This window comes from Komagataeibacter xylinus (assembly GCF_004302915.1).
Taxonomy (GTDB): Bacteria; Pseudomonadota; Alphaproteobacteria; order Acetobacterales; family Acetobacteraceae; genus Komagataeibacter; species Komagataeibacter xylinus_C.
Window position 1 is genome coordinate 147,328 of the sequence record NZ_QQBI01000004.1, and the last position, 25,684, is coordinate 173,011.

Below are 25,684 nucleotides of genomic sequence, written 5' to 3' on the forward strand. Positions count from 1 at the left end.
GCCATGAATAACCAGATGCCCTCCACCGATGACCGCCCCGTCATGATCGACGTCAACGACGTGACGCTGGCCTTCGGCTCGCGCGTGATCCAGCATGATGTCTCCTTCCAGGTGCGGCGCGGCAGCATCTTTGCCGTGATGGGTGGCTCGGGCTGTGGCAAGAGCACGCTGCTCAAGAGCATGATCGGCCTGCTGCGCCCCACCCACGGCACCTACATGGTGCAGAAGGACAATTACTGGTCCGGCGATGATGAAAGCCGCGTGCGGATCGGGCGGCGCTTTGGCGTGCTGTTCCAGAGCGGGGCGCTGTGGAGTTCGATGACCGTGGGCGAGAACGTGGCCCTGCCCATGCAGATGTTCACCAGGCTTGAACCGCATGTCATCCGCCAGCTTGTTGAGCTCAAGCTGGGGCTCGTGGGCATGCTGCACGCCATAGACCAGTATCCATCCGAACTCAGTGGTGGCATGCGCAAGCGCGCGGGGCTGGCGCGCGCCATGTCGCTCGACCCCGATATCCTGTTTTTCGATGAACCTTCGGCCGGTCTCGACCCCATTACATCGGCAAGGCTGGATGAGCTGATCCTGAACCTGCGCGACGGGCTGGGGGCGACGATCATCATCGTCAGCCACGAGCTTTCGAGCCTGTTCCATATTGCCGATGATGGCATCTTCCTTGATGCCGACCAGAAAACCGCCATTGCCCATGGCTCGCCCACCTGGCTGCGCGACCACTGCACCGACCCCACGGTGCATGCCTTCATGCACCGTGAACAGCTGGACAGTTCCAGCTCCCATGGAAACGGGTAAGGCGGATGCCCGGCAGGCAGACACTGATCGGCGCGGTCGTGCTCGGGGTGGCGGCCGTGGGGCTTGGCGTGCTGGGGTTCAAGGGCGACCTGCCCCTGCCCGGCCGCAGCAGCGAGGCGGTAGTGGTGTTTGAAAGCCCCACGAACGGGCTGGATATCGGCTCGCCGGTCAATTTCCGCGGGGTGCCGGTGGGTGCGGTCGAGCGGATCACGGTCAAGGTGGACCCGGTCGATCACCACACCTACATGCCTGTCTACATCCTGTTCGACCCGGCCCATGCGCCGGGCCGGGGCGACCTGCCGCCGCTGCCGCAACTCGTGGCCAACGGGCTGCGCGCCGACATGACGCTGCACAGCCTGGTCACGGGCCAGACCGAACTCGACCTTGACCTCGACCCCGAAACACCCGTGCGCCTGCACCCAAACCTGACCGACCTGCCGGAAATACCGATGGGCCAGACGGCGCTGCAGCAGCTTGAAGCGATGATGGTTTCCACCTCCATGGAGGGGCTGCGCCATGACCTGGCCACCGCCCTGACCAGCGTGCATAAACTCGTGGCCGACGTGAACGCCACCATGCCGGGCATGATGACCAGCATTCATGACACCTCGGCACGCAGCGAGATGGCGGTGCGCCAGATCCGCGCCACCGTGATCGATGCGGAAAACCGGGCCAGCGTGACCATAAACAAGCTGGACCAGCTGATTGCCACCAACACCCACCAGTTCGAGGGCCGCCGGGCCGAACTGCTGGCGCTCATCGCCAACACGAGGCAAACCATGGCGCAATCGCGTGAAACCCTTGCAGGGCTGCGCGGATTCGCCAATGAAGTCGAAAGTAATCCGCAACTTCTGCTGATGGGACGCAATCAATGAAAACGCGCCAGCCCGCTCTCTCCCTTTCGCGCCTGTATCCGGCCCTGCGGGCGGGTGGTGGCCTGCTGCTGTCAGCCATGGTGCTGTCGGCCTGTTCCTCGGCCCCCGTGCGCTTTTACACGCTGGGCGCGCCTGCCATCGCCACGGGGGCGGAAACCACCTCGACCACCCCGATTACCGACAGCACGCCGGTCATCGAGGTCGAGCGGACCCGCCTGCCTGATTACCTGGACAGCCAGGATATCATGGTGCGCAACGGGCACGAGATCGAGCGCAGCGGGCTGGGCCGCTGGGCCAGCCGCCTTTCCGTAGGCGCGACCGACCTCATCACCGCGCGACTGGCGCAGAAGTGGCCGAACCTGTTCGTAACCGACCAGCCCCAGCCCGACCGCCCCACCTGGCGGCTGCAGCTCAATATCAGCCGCCTTGATGTGAGCCGCGATGGCTCCTCCGCGCTGAATGCCGACTGGGCCATCATTCCGCAGGATTCACGCCAGCCCATCCAGCGCAACCGCACCATCATCCTGGGCAGCGGGGCCACTGGCAGCAATGACAACATTGCCAAGGTGACCGAGGGCCTGCTGAACCAGCTCAGCGACCGCATCGAGGCAAGCTGGCCCACGACGGTAGCGCAACCTGCTGCCGGCACTGGCCATCATGGACGGAACTGAGGCCTGTTTTGGGTAAAGCCTGTTTTCAGCAGGCTTTAAGAAACGCCGCCTTTTTGAAAAAAGGCGGCACCCAAAAACTTTTACCTGTTTTAATTCTGTTCACCGTGAATCGTTTCCGGGCGTCCATTCTGATGCTCAGAGCCGTAGTATTGACGATGGCCGTTAGCGGTAACTTTCTCAGCTCATCAGTAATATCAAAACGTTTTGGGTGAAGCTTTTTTCAAAACACTTCAGGAAATGCTGACCGTTTGAAAACGCGGCTTTTGCCACAGGCAGGAATACGGCACGGAACCTTGTAGGGTGCCACGCATTGGGTTCGCAATGGTTCTGTCCTTGCGGGAGTATGCCCTTCATGCCGTGTATCCGTTACCTGCTGCGCGCCCTCGTGCTCCCTGTCGCGATCATGGGGATGACGGGCGTGAATGTGGCGTGGGCGGAAGGCGGGCCGGTGATTCTGGCGCAGCATCCCGGCACCGAACTCGACCGGCAGGCCCGGCTGCTGGTCTCGCCCGACCTGCATGATGCCGCCATGCAGAATGAACGCCCGGTGCTGCTGACCGGCTCGGGCCGCCTGTCGGATGATCCGCCGCGCACGGCGCTGTTCGTGCAGTTACAATCGGCCAGCCTGTGCGGCTCGGCGGGGTGTTCCACCTCCGTTTACCTGCCTGACGGGCGTAAATGGATACAGGTTCTGGATTCCGTCAGCGGCCCGATCACCATCACACCCGAGATGCATGGGGGCATGCACGACCTGCTGGTCGATGGCACGGATCGATGGATCTGGAACGGCACAACCTATACCGACACGCAGGCCACGACCCAATAATAAAAACTAAATTTTTTGGTAAAGCTTTTTTCAAAAAGCTTTGAAAGACACCTCCTTTTTTGAAAAAAGGCGGCACCCAAAAACTTTTTTTATTTTAAATTATAGTCGTGTTCACCATGGATCGTTTTCAGGGGTCCATCCATTTTCTATTTTTTCGATCAGCGCTATACCATTAACGATTATTTTCATCGGCAATTTTCTCTGCTCATCAGTAATATTTTCAACAGGCCACTCTTTTTCTCCATCCCAGAAACACCATACCGGCACTTTTCTGGTGCTGAAGTCCGGTATTCCATAACGAAACACCGGCATTTCCCTGGCTTTTTCATCAAGTGGCACATAGCCACATTTATGAACGACCCTGCGCCGGTCCGCCGCGCCCACTGGAAAAAATATGATGAAGGAGACAGGCGATTTCACGATTTCCGTCACATCCTGCTCACCTTCATCAGGGTAAAAGCCGGAAAATACCCTGATCATGTATGAAAATTTCGGTATTTTCCTGATATATTGAAGGTAAGCCCTGCCCTTCTTTGTCTTGATGTAAAATACATCTCCTATTTTTACCATTTATTAATACCTGCCCAAATGCCCGCTATCGTATCAAATATAAGCACGATATTAATAAGTAAGGCTACAGACAATGTCAGCGCGCAACGGCAGTTTTCGTGAACGGGTGGCAAACTGGTCTTATCAGCACATCGCCTGGAACATTCCCCTGCGGATACGCGACCCGAGACGCCATTACGTGCAATCCCGCCCGGCACCATTATTGAAGACTGCCGTTACCGGCCAGCCATCATTCTTGAAAACGACCAGGGCGACCTGACATGCTGGGATATGTGCGAAGGGAGCCTCGAGTGAATGCGCCCTGTTCCACTGCGGCATTGAAAAACTCAGGCCAGACTATGCTTCTGAAGTCGCAAAGCCTACGAAATTACAAAGGAAACCCTTAACCCCGATCACACTGGCCCGCACCCGGGCCGCCATCCCCGCAGCACAGGCACAGCTGGAGCGTTATGGCCGCAATCAAAATAACGATTTGCAAGGGAAGCTGGAGCGGGTGAAGGGAATCGAACCCTCGTATGCAGCTTGGGAAGCTGCCGTTCTACCATTGAACTACACCCGCAGCCCCGCCCTCTATACTGCACAAGCATGGCAGATGCAATCACCCCTTTAAGGGTCAGGCCAGCAGTTGACGCACCCGGTCCTGATCCGCAATAAGCATGCATGCCCGGGCAATGTTGCGCCCGGACCCTCGTGATTTGATACGGCCGGCTTGCGGCGAGGTAAAACATACGCGCTAAAGAGGCCTGATCCCGCCGGTGACAGGGCGCGGGCATCATGGTTTCCACGGTCGTGCACCGCGTTTCGGGCCAGGCTGCCGGGCATCAACCGGCAACTGGCCTGCCTTCACACCACCCTGTTTGCAGGAACTGCCACCCACCATGACTGACCAGCCCGACCCCAAATCCTTCCGCCCCGCAACGCGCCTGATCAACGCGGGCCTCGAGCGCACCCCCTATGGCGAGACCAGCGAGGCGATGTTCCTGACCTCCGGCTTTGTCTATGACAGCGCCGAGCAGGCCGAAGGCACCTTTACCGGCGATGTCTCGCACTACCAGTACACCCGCTTTGGCAACCCCACCGTGGCCAATCTCGAGCGCCGCCTGTGCGACCTTGAGGGCGCGGAAGCCTGCGCCCTGACCTCCACCGGCATGGGGGCCGTCTCCTCCGCGCTACTGGCCCAGGTGCGCGCGGGCGACCGCGTGGTGGCCTCGCGCGCGCTGTTCGGCTCGTGCCACTGGATCGTCTCCGAACTGCTGCCGCGCTACGGTGTGGAGACGGTGTTCGTCGATGGCGGTGACATGGCGGCATGGAAGGAAGCACTCGGCAAGCCCACCCGCGCCGTGCTGCTCGAAAGCCCGTCGAACCCCATGCTCGACGTGCTCGACATCCGCATGATCTGCGACCTTGCGCACAAGGCGGGGGCGACCGTGGTGGTCGATAACGTGTTCGCCACCCCGCTGTACCAGAAGCCGCTCGAACTCGGGGCCGACGTGGTGGTGTATTCATGCACCAAGCACATCGATGGCCAGGGCCGCGTGCTGGGCGGCGCCGTGCTGGGCACGGAAAAATGGATCAACGAGGTGCTGCGCCCCTTCCAGCGCAATACCGGCAACAGCCTCTCGCCGTTCAATGCGTGGGTCATGCTCAAGAGCATCGAGACCCTGGCCCTGCGCGTGAACGCCATGACGCAGAACGCCGCCAAAGTGGCCGACTTCCTGGCCGAGGCCCCCGGCATTGCCCGCGTGTTCTATCCCGGCCGCAAGGACCATCCGCAATACGAACTGGCCAAAAAGCAGATGGCGGCGGGCTCCACGCTGGTGGCCTTCGAGGTCGAGGGCGGCAAGGCGGGGGCGTTTGCCTTCATGAACGCGCTGCGGCTGATCTCGATCTCGAACAACCTTGGCGATGCGCGCTCGCTGGTCACGCATCCGGCCACGACCACCCACATGAAGCTGGCACCTGAAGAACGCGCCCGCCTTGGCATTACCGATGGCGCGATCCGCTTCTCGGTCGGGCTGGAAGATGCCGATGACCTGATCGATGACCTCAAGCGCGGCCTCGCGGCGCTGGCCAACCGCTAAACGCAGGAGCGTCGCCACCATGAGCAAGAACCGGCCTTTCCTTCCCCCCGGCGGGGAAGGTGCTGACGCCGCACTGGGCGAGACACTGGATAACACGCCGTGTTTCGAGGCGACGACCGACAGGGTGCGCGTGGTGGTCCAGACCTTCTGGCTCGATGACCAGTCCGAACCCGATGAGCACCGCTATGTGTGGGCTTACCGGGTGCGGATCGAGAACCACGGCGACACGGCGGTGCAGCTCCTGCGCCGTAGCTGGCGCATCGTGGACGGGCAGGGCCGGATCGAGCGCGTGGAAGGCGAAGGTGTTGTGGGCGAGCAGCCCCTGATCGACGCCGCCGCCAGTTTTGAATACATGTCAGGCGCAGCCCTTGAAACGCCAACCGGCTTCATGGGCGGGCAGTACCACATGGTCCGCCCGGCCAGCCGGGAGCATTTCGATATCAGCATCCCGGTCTTCAGCCTCGACAGCCCGCACCACCCGACCATCCTGCATTAAGTTTTCCTTCCGTGGCCTGTCCCTGCCGGGCGGGCCCCTGCAACAAGAACCCACAGCATGACCCCCATCGATTCCCGCCCCACCCGCACGGAAGCAGAAGAAGCCGTACGCACCCTGCTGCGCTGGGCGGGCGAAGACCCCGACCGCGAAGGCCTGCGCGATACGCCAACCCGCGTAATCAAATCCTATGGTGAATTCTTCGCAGGCTATGCCGAAGACCCGGTGGACATGCTGCGCCGCACCTTCTCCGAGGTGGATGATTATGACGAGATGGTGCTGCTGCGCGATATCCGCGTGGAGAGCCATTGCGAGCACCACATGGTACCCATCATTGGCGTGGCGCACGTGGCCTACCTGCCGCGCAAGCGTGTGGTGGGCATTTCCAAGCTGGCCCGCGTGGTCGATGCCTATGCCCGGCGCTTCCAGATCCAGGAACGGCTGACGGCGCAGATCGCCAACACGATAAACGAGGAACTGCAGCCCTATGGCGTGGGCGTGGTGATCGAGGCGGCGCACCAGTGCATGACCACGCGCGGCGTGCACCGGCCCGGCGTGTCGATGGTGACCAGCCGCATGCTTGGCACGTTCCGCACCAACTCCGACACGCGGCGGGAATTCCTGTCCATTCTCAACCGCCCTGCCATGAGCAGCGCGGGAATCTGAACACAATCAGAAGTTTTTGGTGAAGCTTTTTTCAAAAAGCTTTGAAAATAACGCCGCCTTTTTGAAAAAAGGCGGCACCCAGAAACTTTTATCCGTTTTTAGCCAAGCGTAACCTTCGCCCCCAGCACGGCAATGAACTGCGCAAGCCATGCCGGGTGCGCGGGCCAGGCGGGTGCCGTAACCAGCATGCCATCGGTCACGGCAGCCTCTATGGCAATATCGGCATAGACGCCGCCCGCCAGTTCCACATCCGGGCGGCAGGCGGGATAGGCGGAAACCCGCCTGCCTGAAATGATGCGGGCCGCGGCCAGCAACTGGGCGGCATGGCAGATCGCGGCCAGCGGACGATCGGCAAAGGCGCGGACGAGTTCGATCACCCGCGCATCGAGTCGCAGATATTCCGGCGCGCGCCCGCCGGGCAGGATCAGGCCGGCGTAATCCGCGTGGTTGACCGCATCAAAATCGGCATTGAGCACGAAGCGGTGGCCCGGCTTCTCGCTATAGGTCTGCGCACCCTCGAAATCATGGATGGCGGTCAGCACGTAGTCGCCCTTTTTCTTGCCGGGGCAGACCGTGTCAACCGCGTAACCGAGCATGGTCAGGGCCTGGTAGGGCACCATGATCTCGTAATCCTCGACATAGTCACCCGCCAGCAACAGCAGTTTTTTCGTGCCCGTCATACCGGTTCTCCTCAGCCCGTTTCACCCCGATGCCGCCTTTTTGAACAAAAGCGGCACCCACAAACCGTTATCCTTTTCCCTGCGCCTTCCGCATCAGTCATGCTGGCCAGGAGGCAGATGCTCACGCAGGCGGGGCATGAGCTCAACAAAATTGCAGGGCACATGACGGCTATCGAGTTGCCAGACCAGAATGTCATCCCACCCGTCCTTCACCGCGCCGGTCGATCCGGGCAGGGCGAACAGGTAGGTGCCGCCCGCAACGCCTGCGAGTGCGCGGGACTGGATGGTGGAGGTGCCGATCTTCTGGTACGACAGCATGCGGAACAGCTCGCCAAACCCTTCGATGCGCTTCTCGATCACCCGGTCGAAGGCTTCCGGTGTGACATCACGGCCGGTCACACCCGTGCCCCCGGTGGAAATGACCACATCGACCTGCGGGTCGGCAATCCAGCCCGACAGCGTGGCCGCGAGCTGCGCCGCATCATCAGGCACGATGGCGCGTGCGGCCACTTCATGGCCCGCCGTGGTGATGCGCGCGGCCAGTATATCGCCCGACCTGTCGGTTTCCGGCGTGCGGGTATCGGATACCGTGAGCACGGCGATGCGGACAGGCAGGAAGGGTTTTTTCATATCAAGGCGTGACATGGGGGCCATGTTCAGCATTCCCGCGGGGTTGCGTCAACAAGAGGCTGGGCGGGGTACGCCATCATGGGGCCGGACAGCGCAAATGAGTAATATGTGAGAACAAACACGAACTTCTGATGTATTTGTGCATTGCACAAAAAAATGCCCTGAGTAATAGTGACATTTTACATCAATCTATTGATATAACAAAAAAAAACATCTTTACCAATATTTTGCAAAATATTAGTTTTTACACAATTCCACTGCCAAGGTTTATATTCGGCATGAAATATGCTACCGATATGCGAATGACCCGAAGATTTATCCGCTCTTTTGCGCTGTTCCCCCTGTTTCTTCTTGCCTTTTTCACCTGTGGCGAAGGCGCACGGGCACAGGCCATCCCGGGGGAAGGCCAGGGCGTTGTCGGCGCGCAGCCCAGCCTCAACATCAACTCGCGCCGTAATGTTACGGTGCAGGATCCCGGGCTGTTTTACAGCGCACCCTACGGCAACCAGCACTTTTTTGGCGACTGGGCGGGTATCCAGCCCTATCTGCAGAAGCACGGCGTGCATATCGAGGCCGACGTGCATGAGGAACTGGCAGGCAACTTCCACGGTGGCGCGCAGAAAGGCGTGACCGATGCAGGCCAGGTCGGTGTGGAAATCGATATCGACTGGCACAAGCTGGCTGGCGCGCCCAAGAATTTCTGGACCCATACCATGATCGTGAACGGTCATGGCCGGAATGAAAGCACGGACAACATCCACGATTCGCTTGGCGGCGTGCAGCAGATCTACGGCGCGCGTGGCAACGTGGTCGCCCACCTTGTGTACATGTATGCCGAGCAGTCGCTGTTCCATAACCGGCTCGACATCAGCGCGGGCTGGATTCCGGTGGGCAGCTTCTTTGCCGCCTCCCCCCTGTTCTGTGACTTCATGAACGTGTCGATCTGCGGCAATCCCGCGCCGGGCAAATACGTGCCGGGCGGGCGTGACTGGCCCTCGGGCAACCTTGGCGTGGTGATGCGCGTCATGCCCACGGTCGATACCTACATCATGGCCTCAATGTTTGCCGTATCCCCGCATTCCTATAACGGTGGCATCTCGGGCTGGGCCTGGGCGCAGAGCGGACTGGGCAAGTTCTCTACCCCGGTGGAATTCGGCTGGCTGCCGGAATTCGGCAAAAACCACCTCGCCGGTCACTACAAGGCGGGTTATGGCTATGACAACTCGCAGTACAGCGACCTGTATTCCGACATCAACGGCAACTCCGCCGTGCTGACGGGCCAGCCCTTCCGCAAGCAGTCCGGTGTCAGCACCGCGTGGTTCCAGGCCGACCAGATGTTCATCCGCAACGGCAAGGGCCCGACCAACGGCCTGATCGCGCTTTCAGGCTTCATGTATACATCGGGCAAGGTCTCGGCGATGAAATACCACGCCTGGGCCGGCATGGTGGAAACGGGCGCCGCATGGGGCCGCCCGCTTGATACGGTGGGCGCCATGTTCCATTATTTCGAGATGAGCCGCGCCTCGGTGCTGCAGCAGGAATCCTCGGTGCTGGCGGGCACGCCCTTCCTGAACAACCAGTGGGGCAAGGTCTGGGGCATCCAGACGCATGAGGATGTGTACGAAGTCTTCTACAACATCCATACCGCGCGCGGCATGAGCTTCCAGCCGGATTTCCAGTATATCAACCGCCCCGGCGGCACCACCACCTATCATGATGCGGCGGTGATGGGCCTGCAGTTCAACTGCATCCTCTAGCCCACCCTTCATCAATACGCGTCCAGGCGGTATGGGAGAGGGATCATGACCGATCCCGCCTCCCTTTACCGGCTGGCCCACGCAGCGCTGGCCCAGTACCCGCTGCGTGACGCGCAGCCCAGCCTGCTTTCCATTTCAGAAAACGTCGTTTTTCGCATCGATACGCCATCCGGCCCGCGCCATGTGCTGCGCCTGCACCGGCCCGGCTATCATACAACCGCCGAGATTGGCAGCGAACTGGCCTGGCTCGATGCCCTGCACGCAACAGGGCTGGACGTGCCCCGGCCCCGGCCCGGCCTTGATGGCGGGCGTATCCGCACCCTTTCGGGCGCCGATGGCGTGCCCCGCCATGCCGTGCTGTTTGATTGGATGGAGGGCACCGAGCCCACCACCGATATCGACCCTGCCGCCTTCGCCCGGCTGGGCCGCGTGACGGCCCGCCTGCATGCCCAGAGCCGCCACTGGCAGCGCCCGCCCGGCTTTACCCGCAAGGTCTGGACCCCCGCCACCATGACCGGCCCCGATGCCCTGTGGGGCCGGTGGCCCGATGCGCCGGGCATGACCGCTGCCGGCCGCGACCTGATTGCAGGCTGCCTGCGCACGGTTGCGGCGCAACTGGCCGATTACGGCACCAGCCCTGCACGATTCGGGCTGATCCATGCCGACCTGCGGCTGGCCAACCTGCTGGTCAGCGGCACGCATACGCGCCTGATCGATTTTGATGACTGCGGCATCAGCTGGTTCATGCACGACCTGGCGGCCGCGCTGAGTTTTTATGAAGACCATCCGCAGGCCCCGCGCTGGGTTGAGCACTGGCTGAGCGGCTACGGCGCCACGGGCGACCTGACGCAGGCTGACCTTGATATCCTGCCCGCTCTCATCATCCAGCGCCGTATCCAGCTTCTGGCGTGGACAGGTACCCACGCCCAGACCCAGCAGGTACGCAGCCTGGGCCACGACTGGACCGCGCGCACATTCGCCCTGTGCCAAGCATGGAAGGACGAGCAGTTCCTGCGCCATGTCGGCTGAGGGCGAACGCGCGCCGCCCGGTTTTTTAGCCAGCGGACACAATTTAGATAATTTTTTAATTCCTGTGGGTCGATAAAGCGCCCAGATTACTTTTCGGAAAGGTTCAGGGAGGAACGTGGTCCTATTCCTGAGTTTCATATGATAAATTAAATGTGAACGAAAAAACGAGCTTTTCGGATCAGTATGTCTTTTATGCCTCAATTCTGACATGTATGAACATTAGGTAATGTGTCGTTCGGTTAATAATTCCGACTCACCGGAGCTTGTCCTGTCCTTGGCACATAACGGAAAAACAGCAATGACCCCTGCAGTTGATACGATCGCCCCGTCTGCCGCAGCTTCGCCCATCGCAGCCGGTGCCCTTCCGTTAGTTACGGATGAAATCCCGACCCGGTCCCTGACCACGCGGATGATCCATGCCCGTCACCGCCGTGCCCTGCTCGATTATGCCCGCACGCTCGACACGGCAACCGATCCGTCCTGACCCTTCGCCTATCTGAGCCCGAATCGCACCCGGCAACCACGACAAAAATCAAACTTTGTCATTTTTTACAATTCAGGGTTGCCCGAAGCGCCAGTTCCTCCACCGCGTAACGGGTGGGGGTTGTCAGGTTTTCCGGCAGGGCATCGCACGCGAACCAGCGCGGCCCCTCATGCTTGTCCGGCTCCATCAGCCGCGGCTCGCCCTGCCATGACGTGACCAGATAAACCGGGGAAACCCAGAAATGCCCCGCCGTGGTGTCGCGTTCCTCCACCAGGCACAGGAATTCAGGGGCCTGTACGATCAGCCCCACTTCTTCCGCAATTTCCCGCGCCATTGCCTGGCAGGTCGTCTCGTTTGCATCTACCTTGCCACCGGGCAGGCCCCAGCACCCCGCCTGTGGCTGGCGCAGGCGTTTGAGCAGCAGAATTCGCCCTTCCCCATCAATAATGGCAGCGCCACAGCCCACGCGCGGGCCGGTCTGTCCGGTCATGTCAGCCATCCTCTTGCGGTTGATGCGTGGCCCATACAGCAAGGGGGCACCCGCAGGCACCCCCCTTTCAGGCCATAAAGGCGTAAATGGTTCAGCGCGCGGCAGGCGGCCGGGCGTTGGCGGAAGCAACCCGCCGCCCCCACGAGATCAGGTCGCTCGTGCAGTCATCACGGTCGATCTGGCATTCGATCAGGGTCGGACCTTCCTTGTTGGCAAGGGCGGCTGCAATGGCCTTTTCCATCTCCGCACCCGTGGTGGCACGGAAGCCCAGGCCATGGCCGTCCTCGGCGTTGAACACCTTCATCAGCCCGGCATAATCCCAGTTCTTGACGTTGTTGTACGGGCCATCATGAATCTGGACTTCGATGGTATAGCCCCGGTTATTGACCAGGAAGATGATGACCGGCAGCCTGAGCCGCACCATCTGGGCCACTTCCTGCGCGGTCAGCTGGAAGGAGCCGTCGCCGATCATGGCAATGATGCGCCGCTCCGGCTCGGCCACGGCGTAACCGAAGGTGGCGGGCACGGACCAGCCGATATGGCCCCACTGCATTTCCAGTTCCACGCGCGCGCCACGCGGCAGCTTCATCTGCATGGCGTTGAACCAGGAATCACCCGTCTCGGCGATGACCGAGGTGTTGGATGTCAGCAGCGCCTGGATCTGGCGCGCCATCTCGGCGCGCACCAGCGGGGCATCGGGGGCGGCAGGGGCGACCGGGGCTACGGGCGCCTTGATGCGGTTGTATTCAACCAACGTCGCATCCTTTTTGGGCTGGCCCTTGATGCGGGCAATCAGCGCCTCGATCACATCGCGCAGGTGCACGCCATCATAGGTGGTGCCAGCCGCCTCGATATGCCGCGCCTCGAGCAGCGCCACGTTGTCGCCCCTGGGCCACGCGGTCCAGCCAACGGTGGAGTAATCATTGAACACCGGGGTCAGGCACAGCACGCCATCCGCCCAGTCAAAGATCTGCTGCGCGCCGGGGCTGCTTACATCGCCCCAGTAGGTACCAGCATAGGCCGGATGGTCCTCGGGGAAGAAGCTCTTGGCCGCCGCCATGCTCACCACGGCGCAGCCCAGCGCATCGGCCAGGCGAATGGCCGCCTCCTCGCAGCCTGCAGCCCGCAGGCGGCTGCCGACCAGAATGATGGGCTTCTTGCGGGCATCAAGGAAACGGGCCAGCGCATCAACTGCCACTTTCAGCGTGGCGGGGTCGGACGGCACATCGGCCAGGATGGCGCTGACCGGGCCGGGGCGCGAGCAGGGCTGGGAGGCAACATTGCACGCAATCTCGATATAGGCGGGCTTCTTCTCGCGCAGCGCCGTGCGGATGGCGTGGTCGATCTGCACCGGCGCATGCTCGGCCGCGGTGATGGACACCGCCGCACAGGTCAGGCGTTTGGCAATTTCAAGCTGGTAGCCATAATCCGGCGTGCCGGTGGTATGGTGCAGGATATGCCCGCTGCCGTGGTCGTTGGAATTGGGCGCGCCTGAAATCAGGATGACCGGCAGGTTCTCGGCATAGGCACCGCCAATGGCGTTGAGTGCTGACAGCGCACCCACGCTGAAGGTGACAACCGCAGCGCCCGCCCCGTTGGCGCGGGCGTAGCCCTCGGCGCTGAAGCCGCAGTTCAGTTCATTGCAGCAATAGACCTGGCGCAGGCCCTCGATTTCGAGAAGCTGGTCGAGCAGGACGAGGTTGTAGTCACCCGCCACCGCGAAATGATCCTTGAGCCCGATCTGCGCCAGGCGCTCACCAAGGTAATGGCCAACTGTATATGTCATTATGACGACTTTCCTTCCCTTGCGTGGCGGGCGCGGCAGGCCGCGCCCCTCCCCCAACGGGGGGAAGATCCACATGACTGGCCCGTGGCCGGACCATCATGCCAAAAGCACGGTAAGGCCGTTCGCGCCTTACCCTACGCTTTCGGCAACCCAGTTCCGGCGCTTGGTCGCCTGACCAATGCCGGGATTGAAGCAGTTGCACGGGTCAAGCTGGCGGTAATGGGCCAGCACGTCCTCGGGTGCCTGATAGAGATGACCGAAATTATGCTCCGCCGGGTAGCGCGCGCCGCGCCTGTCCAGGCCAGGCAGCATGCGGTGCTCGAGCGCGATACAGTCATAACCCTTACGCACCACGTAATCCTGATGCATCACGTGGCACAGGAAATGGCCGTAGTACAGCTTGACGATGATCTCGTCATCAATGTCCTTGGGCAGCACCTCGAACCACTCGCGGTCATTGCGGCGCAGCGCCACGTCAAGCGCCACGATGTTCTCGGTGGTGTCGGTATGGACATTGCGGTACCGCACGGCCGCACCGGCAGCGGCAAAACGGTGCAGGAAGGCCTTGGCCCCTTCATCGGACGTGCATTCGAAGAATTCACCTTCATGCGTGGCGAAATGGCTTTTGAGGAAGTCACGCGCCTCCTGCGCGCCCGAGGCGCTGACCTTGAGCATGAGGTGATGCTCGAAGCGGTCACGGTAATCGCGCATGCGCGCGGGCAGGTGCTGCGGAAAGAAATGGCTCATGAACTGCATGAACCGGTCGCTGAAATGCTTGGGCAGGAAGCCGATCCTGTCCGCAATGCGGTCAAACGCATTTTTCATGGCGAACATAGCAGGCAGGCGGCTGGTGCCGATCATGCGGATGATGACGAAGGTGTCCTTGCCGTATTTCTCGGCAATGTTGAACGCATCGCGGTGCAGGTATTCGCCTGCTATCGGCAGTTCCTTGAATTCCGACAGGATATGACGGCGCACATCTTCAAGCACATCGGTCTGGTTGGTGCCCATGTAGAAGACGACCGGGTCCTTTTCCGCCTCGAACGTGTCAAGGCGCACGGCAAACAGGCCGAGCTTGCCCGCGCAGCCCGACCCTTCGTGCAGGCGCTGCAGGTCGGCGTTGTAGCGTGCGGGAGTATCGGCGTTCACGTCGCGCACATGGGTGGCGTAGCCATCATCATGCCCGCGGCCAGCCTGCCAGTTGATGCTGGCATCGGGGAAGTTGCCTTCCTCCGCGCGCCTGAGGATATCCTCGGGGTCAGCGCCGAGCTCGATGCCAAGGTGGTTGACGAGCTGCAGCTCACCCTGCGGCGAGACCTGGGCGAACAGCGCCATGTCGGTATAGGCCGGGCCACGGCGCACCAGCGCGCCACCCGAATTATTGCTGACCCCGCCGAACACCGAAGCCCCGATGCACGATGAGCCAATGACCGAATGCGGCTCGCGCCCGATGGGCTTGAGCATGGTCTCGAGCTGGTCGAGCGTGGCACCCGGCAGACACACCACCTGCTTGCCGCCGCCAATGAGGTGGATCGTGCGCATGCGCATGCTGTGCACGATCACGATATCACGGTCATAGGTATTGCCATCGGGCGTGGAGCCGCCGGTCAGCCCGGTATTGGCCGCCTGCATGATCACGATCACCCCCGCCTTGACGCAGGCCTGCAGCACGCGCCACTGCTCCACCAGCGAGCCGGGCATGACGACCGCAAGGGCACGCCCCTCACCAAAACGGAACCCCCGCCGGTAAGGAAGGGTCGCGCCATCCTCGGTCAGCACATGGTGGTTGCCCACGATCTGCTGGAGTTCCGTAACCAGTTGCGCGCCCGTGGTGGATGCCGTGTCCTGTGCCGTTTGCAGCATTTTTACTTTCCCTCGATGCCATTTCCTCATGCCCGCATGCCTGTCACGGCCTGGGGCATTCGTGAAATGATGTTTTGTAGTCTGGCATGTTCCGCATCGGGCGACGTGCGCATAAAATGCTGAGGTCGCATGCCCAAACAGAACGGCCCGCCCGCCTGTAAGGGCGTGGCGGGCCGGTTTGAAGTGCGCCGGGCGGGGTTTTACGCCGCGGCCGAGGTCTCGCCCAGGGTTGCCAGCGGCTTCATGAGCAGGTGGTTCTGCGAATAATCCACCGGCACCGAGATCACCACCGGGCCTTCAATGTCCATGGCCTCGCGCAGCGCACCCGCCACGCCATCGGCGGAATGGACGGCAATGCCGTGCGCACCGCACGAGCGGGCGAACATGGCGAAGTCGATCGGCCCGAAATCCACGCCCGAGCCACGGCCATACTTCTTCTTCTCCTGCATCTCAACCATGTTGTAGGCCTGATCGACCCAGACCATGTGGATGAGGTTGCACTTCAGCCGCACCGCCGTTTCCAGCTCCATGCACGACATCATGAACCCGCCATCGCCCGAGATCGAGATGACCTTCTGCCCCGGGTTGACCAGGCTTGCGGCAATGCCCCACGGCAGGCCCACGCCCATGGTCTGCTGGCCATTGCTGATCAGCATCTGGCGCGCGCGGAAGGAGAGGAGGTAACGCGCCAGCCAGATGTGGAAGGTGCCCATGTCGAGGCACATCGTCACGTCCGGGGTCACGAACTGCTCGAGCTCGCGCACGATCTGCAGCGGGTGAACTGCCGTGTTCGACGTGCTGCGCGCGCCCGACAGGGCGGCAAGGCGGGTGGCGTGATACTGGCTCAGGATCTCTTCAAGCTGCGGGGCACGCGCAAGCTTGCCTGCCTGCGCCGCCAGCGCCTTGACCGAAGCCGCGATATCACCCACCAGCTCCACCGCCGGGTCATAATGCGTGTCGAGCTCGGCGGGGACCACATCGACATGCACGATCTTGCGGCCGTTATCGACATTCCACAGCCACGGATCATATTCGATCGGGTTGTAGCCGATCGAGATCACGAGGTCGGCCTCATGCAGCAGCTGGTCGCCCGGCTGGTTGCGGAACAGGCCCACGCGGCCGCCAAAGCGGTCGGACAGTTCCTGCGACACCGCACCCGCGGCCTGGTAGGTGCCGATGACCGGCACGCCCGTGGTCGCCACCAGCGCACGCACCGCATCGGACACGTCGGGGCGGCTGGCCAGCAGGCCCAGCAGGATGACCGGGCGCTGCGCCTTGCGGATCAGGCCCAGCGCCTCGTTGATGGCCTCGACCGGGGCCGCGCCATTTTTGGGCAGCTCGCGCCCGGCCAGCACCTTGCCTTCCGCCGGCATGGACAGGATGTCCATCGGCGTGCTGACGAAGGCGGCACCGGGGCGACCGCTCTCGGCAAAGCGCAGCGCGTTGGCGATGGATTCGGACACGGCGGCAGGCGACGTGATTTCCGCGCTGTATTTGGTAATGGGCTGGAACAGGGCCACCGTGTCCATGCTCTGGTGGGTCAGCTTCAGGCGGTCGGCCAGCTTCACCGCGCCACCAATGGCCAGCACCGGGTCGCCTTCGGAGTTGGCGGTGGCAAGGCCGGTCACGAAGTTCGAGGCACCGGGGCCGGATGTTGCAATGGCAACGCCCGCCTTGCCGGTCAGGCGGCCAATGCCACCGGCGATGAAGGCGGCATTCTGCTCATGGCGGGTCACCACCGTCTCGATCGGGCTGTCGACCAGCGCGTCGAACAGGCGGTCCACCTTCGCACCCGGAATGCCGAATACATGGGTCGTGCCGTGCGCCACGAGGTTGCGCACGATCATGTCCGCCCCGCACTCAGGCGCGGCCGATTGGGTCTTGTCAGTCATTGTTCCAGCTATCCTGAAAGATTATGCGCCGCAGCCATGGCTGCCGGGCAGGGAAGTGGCGGGAGGGGTCGCCCCCTCAACCGCCCTCGGCCACGCGAATGGCCTCGTGAATGTTCTCGGGTGAAAGATTGGCCTTCGCGAACTGCTCGGTGCGGGGCAGCTGGATCTCGACATCGGAGATGATGCCCACCTCGAGCTTGCCCTTGAGCACGGCGTAATCGGTCAGGTGGCCGCCACGGCGGCTGTCTTCGGTCAGGAAGTGCAGGTGGTAGCCCGCCACGTTCACGCCCTGCATGTAGCCCGGCGTGCGGAAGCCGAGCATGGTGCCGGTGGAGGCGCCAAGCTGCATGGTGGGCTGGCGCGCCACGACCTCGAGCATGGGCGGGTAGGGCTGGCACTGGCAGAACACGGTACGGGTCTCGACCCGCTCGAACAGGCCGGTAAAGCGCACGGCGGCGAACAGGTTGGGGTTGTTGACCAGGCGGTCGACAATCGCCTCGAAGCCTTCCTTGTCCTGGGCGGTGTCGATCATGTACTCCTTCTCCGGGTTGAAGAAGGTCACGCAGGCGAACGGGGTCTTGAGGTCACCCGGCACGCGGCCGGCCTGCCCGTCGGCACGGAACTGGTGGATGACGCTGTCATTGACGATCATCTCGCCATCGAGCGCATTGAACGTGCCCAGGCCGAAATTGCCGTGCAGCAGCAGTTCGTCCAGCGTGGTTTCCCCATCATAGACGGCATCGAGCAGTGCGGCCATGGTGGAGGTCTGGTACAGGCGGTTCATGCGCGGACGCACACCCGTCGCGTCAGCAGCGCTGGAGCGGGTATCGATATCGCCTACCGAGTAGCATTTCAGCTTCAAGACCTGGGTCTCCTGCAACGGGGCGGCGGCGCAGCGTGGCACGGCCTGCTTCCCGATCATGTGTAGATGGCACGATGATGGTGAGGCAGGCTGTTCAGTACGTCCAATATATATTCAAGGCTATTTCCATATATAAAATATATGGACTGGCGCGGGCCGCAGGGCGGCCACACGGGGCTTGCCGCTTGCCCTGCCCGCGCGTCGCCTGCATTGTGAACGGTCAATGAACAGGCAGGATGACCCGATGATGAAACCCCTCCACATGGCGATCGCAGCCCTCGGCCTGACCGGCGTGATCGCGGGCGCCAGCGTGGCCCATGCCGACCAGCCCGACCCCAAGCCCCCCTACGGCCCCGGCGCCTATACCGGTGACTGGACGGCGCTTGGCCTCCAGCCCGTTACCATCACCGCCAACAAGGCCGTTGGCCCGGCAGCACGGCTTTACCTGAAGCTGCCGGATTCGCTGGGCAAGATCACGGGGCTGACAGGCCGCACCATCGAGCTGAAGGTGCAGGATGAGACCTCGCTGCGCTCGGTCAATGACGACCCGCGCACCGTCTTCCGCCTGACCTCGCCCAATGCCGCCGACCTGCAGATGCAGGGCGCCAAGCCGGGCCAGAAGCTGGACCTGCCGCTCAGCCGCGCGGACTGAACCATGAAAAACCCCCGTGGCCGGATGCGGGCACGGGGGTCAGGCTGTTTTCAGTCCTGCGCGCTGGTGAGCAGGGCGCGCAGGCGGGCGCGCAGATCGCTCTCGCGCGGGGTGCTGATCACCTCGCGCAGGCGCAGCATCTGGCGGCGGGCGGCATAAAGCTGGTCGAGCAGCGACAGCACCACCGGCATGCCCTCGTCATTGATGCCCATGTCATCGCGCAGCTCGACGATCAGCCGGGCCCGCGCCTCGTCTATATCGCGAAACAGGTAGTGCCCGCGCGCGCCCTCGGGCCGCAGCCAGTCGCTATCAATCCATGCCTGCACGTCCCGCTCGGGCACGTTGCCGATGCGCAGGCACAGGGTCTCGATCGTAATCATGCCTGACCCTCCGCGGGCTCCGGCTTCTCGCCTGCCGCACCATTGCGCAGGAATTCCTCTAGCGCCGGGTCAACCTTGCCCAGCGTCACGACCAGCTTGACATACAGGTTGCCCGCCTCGGTCTTGCCATGCGCCTTGACCCCGCGCCCGCGCAGGCGCAGCACGCTGCCACTGTCGGAATGGGCGGGCACGTTCATCTTCACCGACCCCGCAGGCGTGGGGATGGTGATGCTGCCGCCAAGCACCGCCGTTTTCAGGTCCACCGGCAGCGACATGCGGATGTCGTTGCCATCGCGCGTGTAGGTGCTGTCAGGCGCCACGGTGATGGTGATCAGCGCATCGCCCGCGGGGCCACCCTGCTGCCCCGGATCACCCTTGCCGCGCAGGCGCATGACCTGGCCATCGGCAATGCCGGGGGGGATCTTCACGTCAAGCTGCGTGCCGCCGGGCAGCGTGATGCGTTCCGTGCCGCCATTGACGGAAACAAGGAAGCTCACGGTCAGGGCATACTGCCGGTCCGCCCCCTTCATCGGCCCCTGCGGCCTGCGGCGGAACCCGCCGCCGCCACCGCCGAACATGCCGAAGATGTCGCCCAGATCATCTTCCGAGAACTGGCCGCCACCGTAATGGAAGCCCTGCGCCCCTTCGGCATAGTCGCGGTAGCCGCCACCGCCACCAAAGCCTTTTTCCTGCCCGGCCTCATCAATCTCGCCCCGGTCGTAGCGCGCGCGCTTCGCCTCATCGGACAGCAGGGCGTTGGCGGCACCTATGGCCTTGAAGCGCTCCTCGGCCGCCTTGTCGCCGGGGTTGAGATCGGGGTGGTACTTCTTGGCCAGCTTGCGGTAGGCCTTGCGGATATCATCCTGGCTGGCCGAGCGCGTCAGGCCGAGTACTTCGTATGGATCCTTGCTCACTTAAAAATCATCCCTCCATCAGGAATGGGCCGGCCCGGCCATGCGCCACGCCCGTGCCCCCTGAACACCATCAATACAGCCTTGCGGCCTTTCATGCTTTGATAATGGGAAGTGAGAAGAGCAGGGTCAATGAAGGGTGGGGAAATCTTCGATCCGCGCATGGCTGGCAGAAGAAAATAACACGACAGGAACTTCAAAATAACATCTTTTGTATTTTTAATTCATGCAAAAATGAAGTATTTCCGCAGTGCAATAGAACTATAAAAAAGACCACGCCAGATGCATGCCGTTTTCATCACCCTTGCATTACTGACCGTTACCGGGATCAGCAGCCTGATTTCGCGCGTGGGGCGCATTCCCGTGCCCCTGCCACTGATCCAGATCGCGGTGGGGGCCATCGCGGCCCTTGCAGGGCTGAATATCGGCTTCGACCCCGACATGTTCCTGCTGCTGTTCATTCCGCCGCTGCTCTATGCCGATGCCTACCGCATGCCGATGCGCGAGTTTGGCGAGCTGCGCAACATCATCATCATGATGGCGCTGGGGCTGGTGGTGTTCACCACGCTGGCCTGCGGCTACTTCATCCACTGGCTCATCCCGCCCATCATGCTGCCCGCGGCCTTCGCGCTTGCCGCCGTCATGTCGCCCACCGATGCGGTCTCGGTGGGCAGCATGATCGAGGGCGGCCGGGCACCCGCGCGCGTGGTGCACATCCTGCATGGCGAGGCGCTGCTCAACGATGCCTCGGGGCTGGTGTGCTTCAAGTTTGCGGTGGCGGCGGCCATGACGGGGCTGTTCTCGTTCCAGCAGGCGCTGGGCAGCTTCATCTTCATGGCGGCGGGCGGCATCGTGATCGGCATTGTCGTGGCGTGGGCGGCGTGCCGGGCGGAGCACATGCTGCTGGTGCGCGGCTATGACGACCCGCCCACCCACATCACGCTGGCCATGATGCTGCCCTTTGGCATCTACCTGCTGGCCGATGCGGTGCAGTGCTCGGGCATCCTCGCCGCCGTGGCGGGCGGCATGACGGTCAAGTTCACCGGCGTGATGAACGAGGCCCGCACCGAAACCCGCCTCAAGGCCACCACGGTGTGGGACATGGTGAACTTCACGTTCAATGCCGTGATTTTCCTGCTGCTGGGGCTGCAGCTGCCCGATCTGGTGACCGGGGGAGCCGCGATCGCGCGCGCGGGCGGCATTTCGCCGTGGTTCCTGATCCTGGCCATCGTGGGCATCCAGCTCATGATGAGCCTGATCCGCTTCGCGTGGATCTGGATCTCCATTTCCGCCCGGCGGCTGTTCGCCCATCTGCGCCACCGCAACGCGGTCATCCCGTCCGCGCGCAACGTGCTGCTCATGACCGTGGCGGGCACGCGCGGGGCCATTACGCTGGCGGCCGTGCTGTCGCTGCCGGTGGCAACGCTGGCAGGCCCCGGCTTTCCGGGCCGCGACCTGCTGGTAACCCTTGCGGCGGGCGTGATCATCTGCTCGCTGGTGCTGGCGAGCGTGGCCATTCCGCCACTGCTGCACGGCATGAGCACCGATGAGGACGACCCCAGCCTGCACGAGCTGGACATGATGCGCATCGAACTGGCGCAGACCGCCATCGAGGCCCTGCATGCCGAGCAGGCGGTGCTGGCACAGCAGGAACTCGACACCATGCCCGATGGCTCGGAAAGCGTGGACCTCAAGCAGGAAGCCATTGGCCGCCTGCTGCACGAATACCAGGACACGCTGCGCAGGCTGGACAATTCCCGCGCGGCGGAAGCCAGCATCCGCGCCACCGCCATCCGTGAAAAGCGGACCGAGCTCGCGCTGCGCTTCCGCCTCATCCGCCACATGCGCGAGCGGCTGCACATGCGGGTGGTGCAGAAACACATCAATGACGAGACGGAACTGACCATCAACCAGGAGCTTGATTTCATCGAGCAGGAACTCCAGATCGAGGCCCGCTCCCTGCCCCGGCCCGATGGCCTGCCGCATGCCAGTACCCATGACGGCGCAGCCCTGCCTAAAACGGGCTGCATGGCACCTGCCCTGACAGACTGATACAAGGAGCGCCGCCCCGCGCCACCGGCAGACCGCAACCGCAAGAGGAACCACCCCATGCCGCGCATCCGTATCCTGCTGGCCTGCCTGTGCCTTGGCACCGTCGGGGCCGCGGGGGCACAGGCCCGCTCGCATCACTTCAACGTGCGTGAACATCACCCGCACGGCAACTCGCCCTATGGCGATATCAGTGGCTTCGTGCCCGCCATCAGCGAAAAGGACCCCCGCTACATCGCGGCCTCACAGCGGTGCCAGAGCAAGGCTGGCGTTGGCGCGATGGGGGGCGGAAACAGCGGCAGCGCCCAGACATGGGTCGGGTCCGGGCACACCAGCTTTTACGCCGAATGCATGGTCGAGACCGGGGCATGGGCCCCCCGCTACAACACCAGCGTGGGTGACTCGGTCGACCCCTGAGCCCTGCGCGGGGCGCAGGGCACGGGGCCGCACGCCTCAGCTACCCGGAGGGGCCATGAAGCCGGGGCCGACCGGGTCGGGGATGCAGCGCGCCAGGATCGCATCGATCTCACGCCGGTCATCAGCGCCCAGGTGCCAGCCCATCGCATCGGCCACGGCGGCGATCTGGTCGGGGCGGCGCGCGCCCCACAGCGCAATGGTCGGCCCCTGGTCGAGCACCCAGCGTATGGCCAGGGCGAGCAGCGACTTGCCATGCCTTTCGCGGGCGAAGTCCTGCAACTCACGCACCGCCTGCAGGTAATGCGCGAAGCGGGGCGGCTGGAATTTGGGGTCGGCGCTGCGCAGGTCATCGGCGCCGAATTTCGTCTCCGCCGTCATCTTGCCCGACAGCAGGCCACGGCACAGCGGACCATAGGCCAGAATGGCCAGGTCATGCTGGCGGGCATAGGGCAGGATGTCATGCTCCATCGCGCGCTCGAACAGGTTGTAGGGCGGCTGCACGGCACAGAGCGGGGCGAACTGCCGGAAGGCATCCATCTGGGCAATGGAGAAATTGCTCACCCCCAGCGCCAGCACCTTGCCTTCGCGCACCAGGGCCTCGAGCGTGCGGGCGGTCTCTTCCATCGGCACCGAGGAATCGGGCCAGTGCACCTGGTAGAGATCGATGTAATCGGTGCGCAGGCGGCGCAGCGAATCCTCGATTTCCTTGCGGATGCGCGCGGGTGACGAATTGCGGAAGGGCTTGTGGTCATCCTTCCAGTCCAGGCCCACCTTGGTGGCGATGGCCACCCTGTCGCGCCGCCCGGCCAGGGCCTGGCCCACGATTTCCTCCGAATGGCCAAAACCATACACGGGCGCGGTATCAACCAGCGTTATGCCTACATCGAGGGCTTCGTGGATGGTGGCGATGGCATTGCGGTCATCCGGGCCGCCCCACATCCACCCGCCAATGGCCCACGTGCCCAGCGCGATGCGCGAGACGGGATTTTTGAGCCCCCGGATCTGGATGGTTTCCGTAACAGGCGCCTGCGTCATGAAATGCTCTCCCTTGTGGTAAAACGGTCGTGGCGATGGGGCGACCGCCCGCCATACTGTGCCACGACACGGCACGCGGCGTTACCCACCCCGATGGAGCGGAGGCATGCGCGCCCCTCACCCGCTCCTGCCCCCCACAACACGAAGCGCGTGGCGGCGTTGCGTTCTTTTTGAGGCCGGGAGGGGGCGCACCCCTTCCGCAAGGCCGGTCCGCGCCGTATGGGTAGAGGCACATTACCTGTTACGGAGTGCCCCTTGCGCAAGACAGTCCTGCTCGCCCCCCTGCTCGTGCTGGCTGCGTGCGCGCATACTCCGGCCAACCAGGCCCACCGGGCCACCACACCGGTCGCGCAATATGCCAACGGGGCCGGGCCGCTGGCGGTCAACACCCACGTGCCCGATTTCGCCACCCGTAACTACGAGCCCTTCAACCGGCAGGACGTGATAGCCATCGCGCTGCGCGAATGGCGGCTGTTCGGCCAGCCGGTCAGCGATGACGACCCGCTGCTGCGCCCCGAACCCACCACGCCGGTGGTCAAGCCCGAACGCACGGCCGGGCTGTGGCAGCGCGTGGGCGAATACTGGTGGATTGGACAGGACCCCGCCGAGACCGAATCCTCATGGGATGGCAAGCATGATGCGAACGGCCACATCACCGATTTCGTGCATGATGGCTATTATGCGTGGTCGGCGGCGTTCATCTCGTACGTGATGCGGGTGGCGGGTGCGAATGACCGCTTCGCCTATTCGCCCAACCACGCCACCTATATCAACGCCGCCGCTTCCGGGCAGGAAAAGGGCGTAAAAGCCCGCAACCCCGCCCGTTACGCGCCAAAGCCGGGCGACCTGATCTGCGTGGGGCGCGGGGCGAGCAAGTCGGTGCGCTTTCGTGACCTGCCCACGCCGCAGGGCTTTCCCGCCCATTGCGGCATCGTGGTGGCCGGGCCGCATGATGATGCGCCCTTTGGCCACGAGATCAGCATCATTGGCGGCAATATCGACGATGCCGTGGCCCTGACCCACGTGCCCGTAGGCCCCAATGGCCGCCTGACCGACAGGAATGGCAAAAGCCTCGATCCCCGCTATCCGTGGTGCGTGGTGCTGCAGGTGCACTACGATGCGGACCGCGAGCCGCAGGCCGATCAGTAAGGCAGGTTTTCAACTGCAAGCGTCAAAAAGAACGCCGCCTTTTTGCAAAAAGGCGGCGCCCAGAAACTTTTACTTCAATTCCGCAAGGCCACTCAGCCACGCGTCCATGGCAGTTCGGATGCCTGCCAGCCCGCAAGGCGGCCCCGGCTGCCCGTCGCATCTTCCGGCCCCTCGAAGCCGTCGGCCACGTTAAAAACATTGTGATAGCCCGCGTCATACGCCGCATGGGCAGCAGCCATGCTGCGCGCGCCGGAGCGGCAGATGAAATAGATCTCGTCGGTCTTGCCAATCCCGGCCTTTTCCAGCGTGGTCAGGAAGTCCGGGTTGACCTGGCCCGCAGGCGGCAGCTGCCAGCTGTCGCGCACCAGTTCGCGCCCCGCGCCGGAAAGGTCGGGCACGCCAATATGTTCCCATTCCATGGGGGTGCGCACATCCACCAGATGGGCGTTGGGGCGGCCACTGACCGCAGCCCACGCGGCGGCGGGCGAGATATCGTCAATCATCATGTTTCCTTTCGGCTGGAAAAACCTGTGCAGCGGGGATATGCCAGCCCTGCCCCATTCCTGATAGTAAGGATGCAACAGGCACTGCATGGCCACCACCCGGCCTGCGGTGCCGCATGGTACGAC

27 protein-coding genes, 1 tRNA gene and 1 riboswitch are annotated in these 25,684 nt (G+C 62.9%); of the genes, 14 read left to right on the top strand and 14 right to left on the bottom strand.

Features of this window, described 5'->3' with window-relative positions:
• Positions 1 to 3: 3 nt before the first annotated feature.
• From DV027_RS04485 to DV027_RS04495, 3 genes are read left to right on the top strand one after another with little or no spacing between them, the layout of a single operon-like run.
• The gene (locus tag DV027_RS04485) at positions 4 to 807 is read left to right on the top strand and encodes an ABC transporter ATP-binding protein (RefSeq protein WP_130730720.1); all 804 of its coding nucleotides are present in this window, start codon (positions 4 to 6) and stop codon (positions 805 to 807) included.
• A gap of 5 nt (positions 808 to 812) precedes the next feature.
• The gene (locus DV027_RS04490; RefSeq protein WP_130730721.1) at positions 813 to 1,682 is read left to right on the top strand and encodes an MlaD family protein; all 870 of its coding nucleotides are present in this window, start codon (positions 813 to 815) and stop codon (positions 1,680 to 1,682) included.
• Positions 1,679 to 2,353, top strand: coding sequence for a PqiC family protein (locus DV027_RS04495; RefSeq protein WP_130730722.1), 675 nt, complete (start codon positions 1,679 to 1,681; stop codon positions 2,351 to 2,353). The genes DV027_RS04490 and DV027_RS04495 overlap by 4 nt, the downstream gene beginning before the upstream one ends.
• A 177-nt stretch (positions 2,354 to 2,530) precedes the next feature.
• Here the strand turns inward: DV027_RS04495 and DV027_RS17390 are convergent, their stop codons facing one another.
• The gene (locus DV027_RS17390; RefSeq protein ID WP_165399105.1) at positions 2,531 to 2,707 is read right to left on the bottom strand and encodes a hypothetical protein; all 177 of its coding nucleotides are present in this window, start codon (positions 2,705 to 2,707) and stop codon (positions 2,531 to 2,533) included.
• A gap of 49 nt (positions 2,708 to 2,756) precedes the next feature.
• On the opposite strand from DV027_RS17390, the gene DV027_RS04500 reads away from it, so the two are divergent.
• Entirely contained in the window at positions 2,757 to 3,179 is a 423-nt protein-coding gene (locus tag DV027_RS04500) for a hypothetical protein (RefSeq protein WP_342633700.1), read from the top strand.
• A 111-nt stretch (positions 3,180 to 3,290) separates the two neighbouring features.
• On the opposite strand, the gene DV027_RS04505 is transcribed toward DV027_RS04500, so the two are convergent.
• Both DV027_RS04505 and DV027_RS04510 read right to left on the bottom strand, forming a co-directional pair.
• A complete protein-coding gene (locus tag DV027_RS04505; RefSeq protein WP_130730723.1) occupies positions 3,291 to 3,749 on the bottom strand; it encodes a hypothetical protein in 459 nt (152 codons plus the stop codon).
• Positions 3,750 to 4,234: 485 nt separating this feature from the next.
• Positions 4,235 to 4,308 (bottom strand) — tRNA-Gly (locus tag DV027_RS04510).
• A 118-nt stretch (positions 4,309 to 4,426) separates the two neighbouring features.
• Positions 4,427 to 4,507: riboswitch (SAM riboswitch) on the top strand.
• A 120-nt stretch (positions 4,508 to 4,627) separates the two neighbouring features.
• On the opposite strand from DV027_RS04510, the gene metZ reads away from it, so the two are divergent.
• The 3 genes from metZ (at position 4,628) to folE (ending at position 6,989) form a co-directional block, all read left to right on the top strand.
• Positions 4,628 to 5,830 (top strand): O-succinylhomoserine sulfhydrylase, encoded by a 1,203-nt coding sequence (gene metZ, locus DV027_RS04515; RefSeq protein ID WP_130730724.1) that lies wholly within the window; start codon positions 4,628 to 4,630, stop codon positions 5,828 to 5,830.
• An 85-nt stretch (positions 5,831 to 5,915) separates the two neighbouring features.
• Positions 5,916 to 6,326: a Co2+/Mg2+ efflux protein ApaG gene (gene apaG / locus DV027_RS04520; RefSeq protein ID WP_110569993.1), complete on the top strand. Its 411-nt coding sequence runs from the start codon at positions 5,916 to 5,918 to the stop codon at positions 6,324 to 6,326.
• A gap of 57 nt (positions 6,327 to 6,383) precedes the next feature.
• Positions 6,384 to 6,989, top strand: coding sequence for a GTP cyclohydrolase I FolE (folE, locus tag DV027_RS04525; RefSeq protein WP_130730725.1), 606 nt, complete (start codon positions 6,384 to 6,386; stop codon positions 6,987 to 6,989).
• A gap of 98 nt (positions 6,990 to 7,087) precedes the next feature.
• On the opposite strand, the gene DV027_RS04530 is transcribed toward folE, so the two are convergent.
• Together DV027_RS04530 and moaB are read right to left on the bottom strand one after the other, a co-directional pair.
• On the bottom strand, positions 7,088 to 7,669 hold the full coding sequence (locus DV027_RS04530) for a DJ-1/PfpI family protein (protein ID WP_130730726.1): 582 nt from the start codon (positions 7,667 to 7,669) through the stop codon (positions 7,088 to 7,090).
• A gap of 93 nt (positions 7,670 to 7,762) precedes the next feature.
• Positions 7,763 to 8,314 (bottom strand): molybdenum cofactor biosynthesis protein B, encoded by a 552-nt coding sequence (gene moaB / locus DV027_RS04535; protein ID WP_130730759.1) that lies wholly within the window; start codon positions 8,312 to 8,314, stop codon positions 7,763 to 7,765.
• A 263-nt stretch (positions 8,315 to 8,577) separates the two neighbouring features.
• Here moaB and DV027_RS04540 point away from each other — a divergent pair, with 263 nt between their 5' ends.
• The 3 genes from DV027_RS04540 to DV027_RS04550 all read left to right on the top strand — a co-directional run bounded on the left by DV027_RS04540 (position 8,578) and on the right by DV027_RS04550 (position 11,569).
• The gene (locus DV027_RS04540) at positions 8,578 to 10,056 is read left to right on the top strand and encodes a carbohydrate porin (protein ID WP_130730727.1); all 1,479 of its coding nucleotides are present in this window, start codon (positions 8,578 to 8,580) and stop codon (positions 10,054 to 10,056) included.
• A gap of 45 nt (positions 10,057 to 10,101) precedes the next feature.
• Positions 10,102 to 11,085, top strand: coding sequence for a phosphotransferase enzyme family protein (locus DV027_RS04545; protein ID WP_130730728.1), 984 nt, complete (start codon positions 10,102 to 10,104; stop codon positions 11,083 to 11,085).
• A gap of 298 nt (positions 11,086 to 11,383) precedes the next feature.
• Positions 11,384 to 11,569: a hypothetical protein gene (locus DV027_RS04550; protein ID WP_130730729.1), complete on the top strand. Its 186-nt coding sequence runs from the start codon at positions 11,384 to 11,386 to the stop codon at positions 11,567 to 11,569.
• Between the two features lie 58 nt (positions 11,570 to 11,627).
• On the opposite strand, the gene DV027_RS04555 is transcribed toward DV027_RS04550, so the two are convergent.
• From DV027_RS04555 to budA, 5 genes are all read right to left on the bottom strand, one after another.
• Complete coding sequence (locus tag DV027_RS04555; protein WP_130730730.1) at positions 11,628 to 12,059, bottom strand: NUDIX domain-containing protein; 432 nt, start codon at positions 12,057 to 12,059, stop codon at positions 11,628 to 11,630.
• Positions 12,060 to 12,150: 91 nt separating this feature from the next.
• On the bottom strand, positions 12,151 to 13,845 hold the full coding sequence (locus DV027_RS04560) for an alpha-keto acid decarboxylase family protein (RefSeq protein WP_130730731.1): 1,695 nt from the start codon (positions 13,843 to 13,845) through the stop codon (positions 12,151 to 12,153).
• A 129-nt stretch (positions 13,846 to 13,974) separates the two neighbouring features.
• Positions 13,975 to 15,708, bottom strand: coding sequence for a D-lactate dehydrogenase (gene dld / locus DV027_RS04565; RefSeq protein ID WP_130730732.1), 1,734 nt, complete (start codon positions 15,706 to 15,708; stop codon positions 13,975 to 13,977).
• A 200-nt stretch (positions 15,709 to 15,908) separates the two neighbouring features.
• Positions 15,909 to 17,600 carry an acetolactate synthase AlsS gene (gene alsS / locus DV027_RS04570; protein ID WP_130730733.1) on the bottom strand — a complete coding sequence of 564 codons (1,692 nt, stop codon included), beginning with the start codon at positions 17,598 to 17,600 and terminating at the stop codon, positions 15,909 to 15,911.
• 76 nt (positions 17,601 to 17,676) lie between these two features.
• Positions 17,677 to 18,480, bottom strand: a complete 804-nt coding sequence (gene budA / locus DV027_RS04575; RefSeq protein WP_408884450.1) for an acetolactate decarboxylase — start codon at positions 18,478 to 18,480, stop codon at positions 17,677 to 17,679.
• 226 nt (positions 18,481 to 18,706) lie between these two features.
• On the opposite strand from budA, the gene DV027_RS04580 reads away from it, so the two are divergent.
• On the top strand, positions 18,707 to 19,114 hold the full coding sequence (locus tag DV027_RS04580; protein ID WP_242621724.1) for a hypothetical protein: 408 nt from the start codon (positions 18,707 to 18,709) through the stop codon (positions 19,112 to 19,114).
• Between the two features lie 50 nt (positions 19,115 to 19,164).
• On the opposite strand, the gene DV027_RS04585 is transcribed toward DV027_RS04580, so the two are convergent.
• Both DV027_RS04585 and DV027_RS04590 read right to left on the bottom strand, forming a co-directional pair.
• Entirely contained in the window at positions 19,165 to 19,494 is a 330-nt protein-coding gene (locus tag DV027_RS04585; protein ID WP_130730734.1) for a chaperone modulator CbpM, read from the bottom strand.
• Positions 19,491 to 20,408, bottom strand: a complete 918-nt coding sequence (locus DV027_RS04590) for a DnaJ C-terminal domain-containing protein (RefSeq protein WP_130730735.1) — start codon at positions 20,406 to 20,408, stop codon at positions 19,491 to 19,493. Before DV027_RS04590 ends, DV027_RS04585 begins: the two co-directional genes overlap by 4 nt.
• 279 nt (positions 20,409 to 20,687) lie before the next feature.
• On the opposite strand from DV027_RS04590, the gene DV027_RS04595 reads away from it, so the two are divergent.
• On the top strand, positions 20,688 to 22,457 hold the full coding sequence (locus tag DV027_RS04595) for a Na+/H+ antiporter (RefSeq protein ID WP_242621725.1): 1,770 nt from the start codon (positions 20,688 to 20,690) through the stop codon (positions 22,455 to 22,457).
• Between the two features lie 57 nt (positions 22,458 to 22,514).
• Positions 22,515 to 22,871 carry a hypothetical protein gene (locus DV027_RS04600; protein ID WP_130730736.1) on the top strand — a complete coding sequence of 119 codons (357 nt, stop codon included), beginning with the start codon at positions 22,515 to 22,517 and terminating at the stop codon, positions 22,869 to 22,871.
• Positions 22,872 to 22,907: 36 nt separating this feature from the next.
• On the opposite strand, the gene DV027_RS04605 is transcribed toward DV027_RS04600, so the two are convergent.
• Positions 22,908 to 23,906 carry an aldo/keto reductase gene (locus tag DV027_RS04605; protein WP_130730737.1) on the bottom strand — a complete coding sequence of 333 codons (999 nt, stop codon included), beginning with the start codon at positions 23,904 to 23,906 and terminating at the stop codon, positions 22,908 to 22,910.
• 219 nt (positions 23,907 to 24,125) lie between these two features.
• On the opposite strand from DV027_RS04605, the gene DV027_RS04610 reads away from it, so the two are divergent.
• Complete coding sequence (locus DV027_RS04610) at positions 24,126 to 25,055, top strand: DUF2272 domain-containing protein (RefSeq protein WP_130730738.1); 930 nt, start codon at positions 24,126 to 24,128, stop codon at positions 25,053 to 25,055.
• Between the two features lie 92 nt (positions 25,056 to 25,147).
• Here the strand turns inward: DV027_RS04610 and DV027_RS04615 are convergent, their stop codons facing one another.
• Positions 25,148 to 25,558: a rhodanese-like domain-containing protein gene (locus tag DV027_RS04615; protein WP_130730762.1), complete on the bottom strand. Its 411-nt coding sequence runs from the start codon at positions 25,556 to 25,558 to the stop codon at positions 25,148 to 25,150.
• Between the last annotated feature and the right edge of the window lie 126 nt (positions 25,559 to 25,684).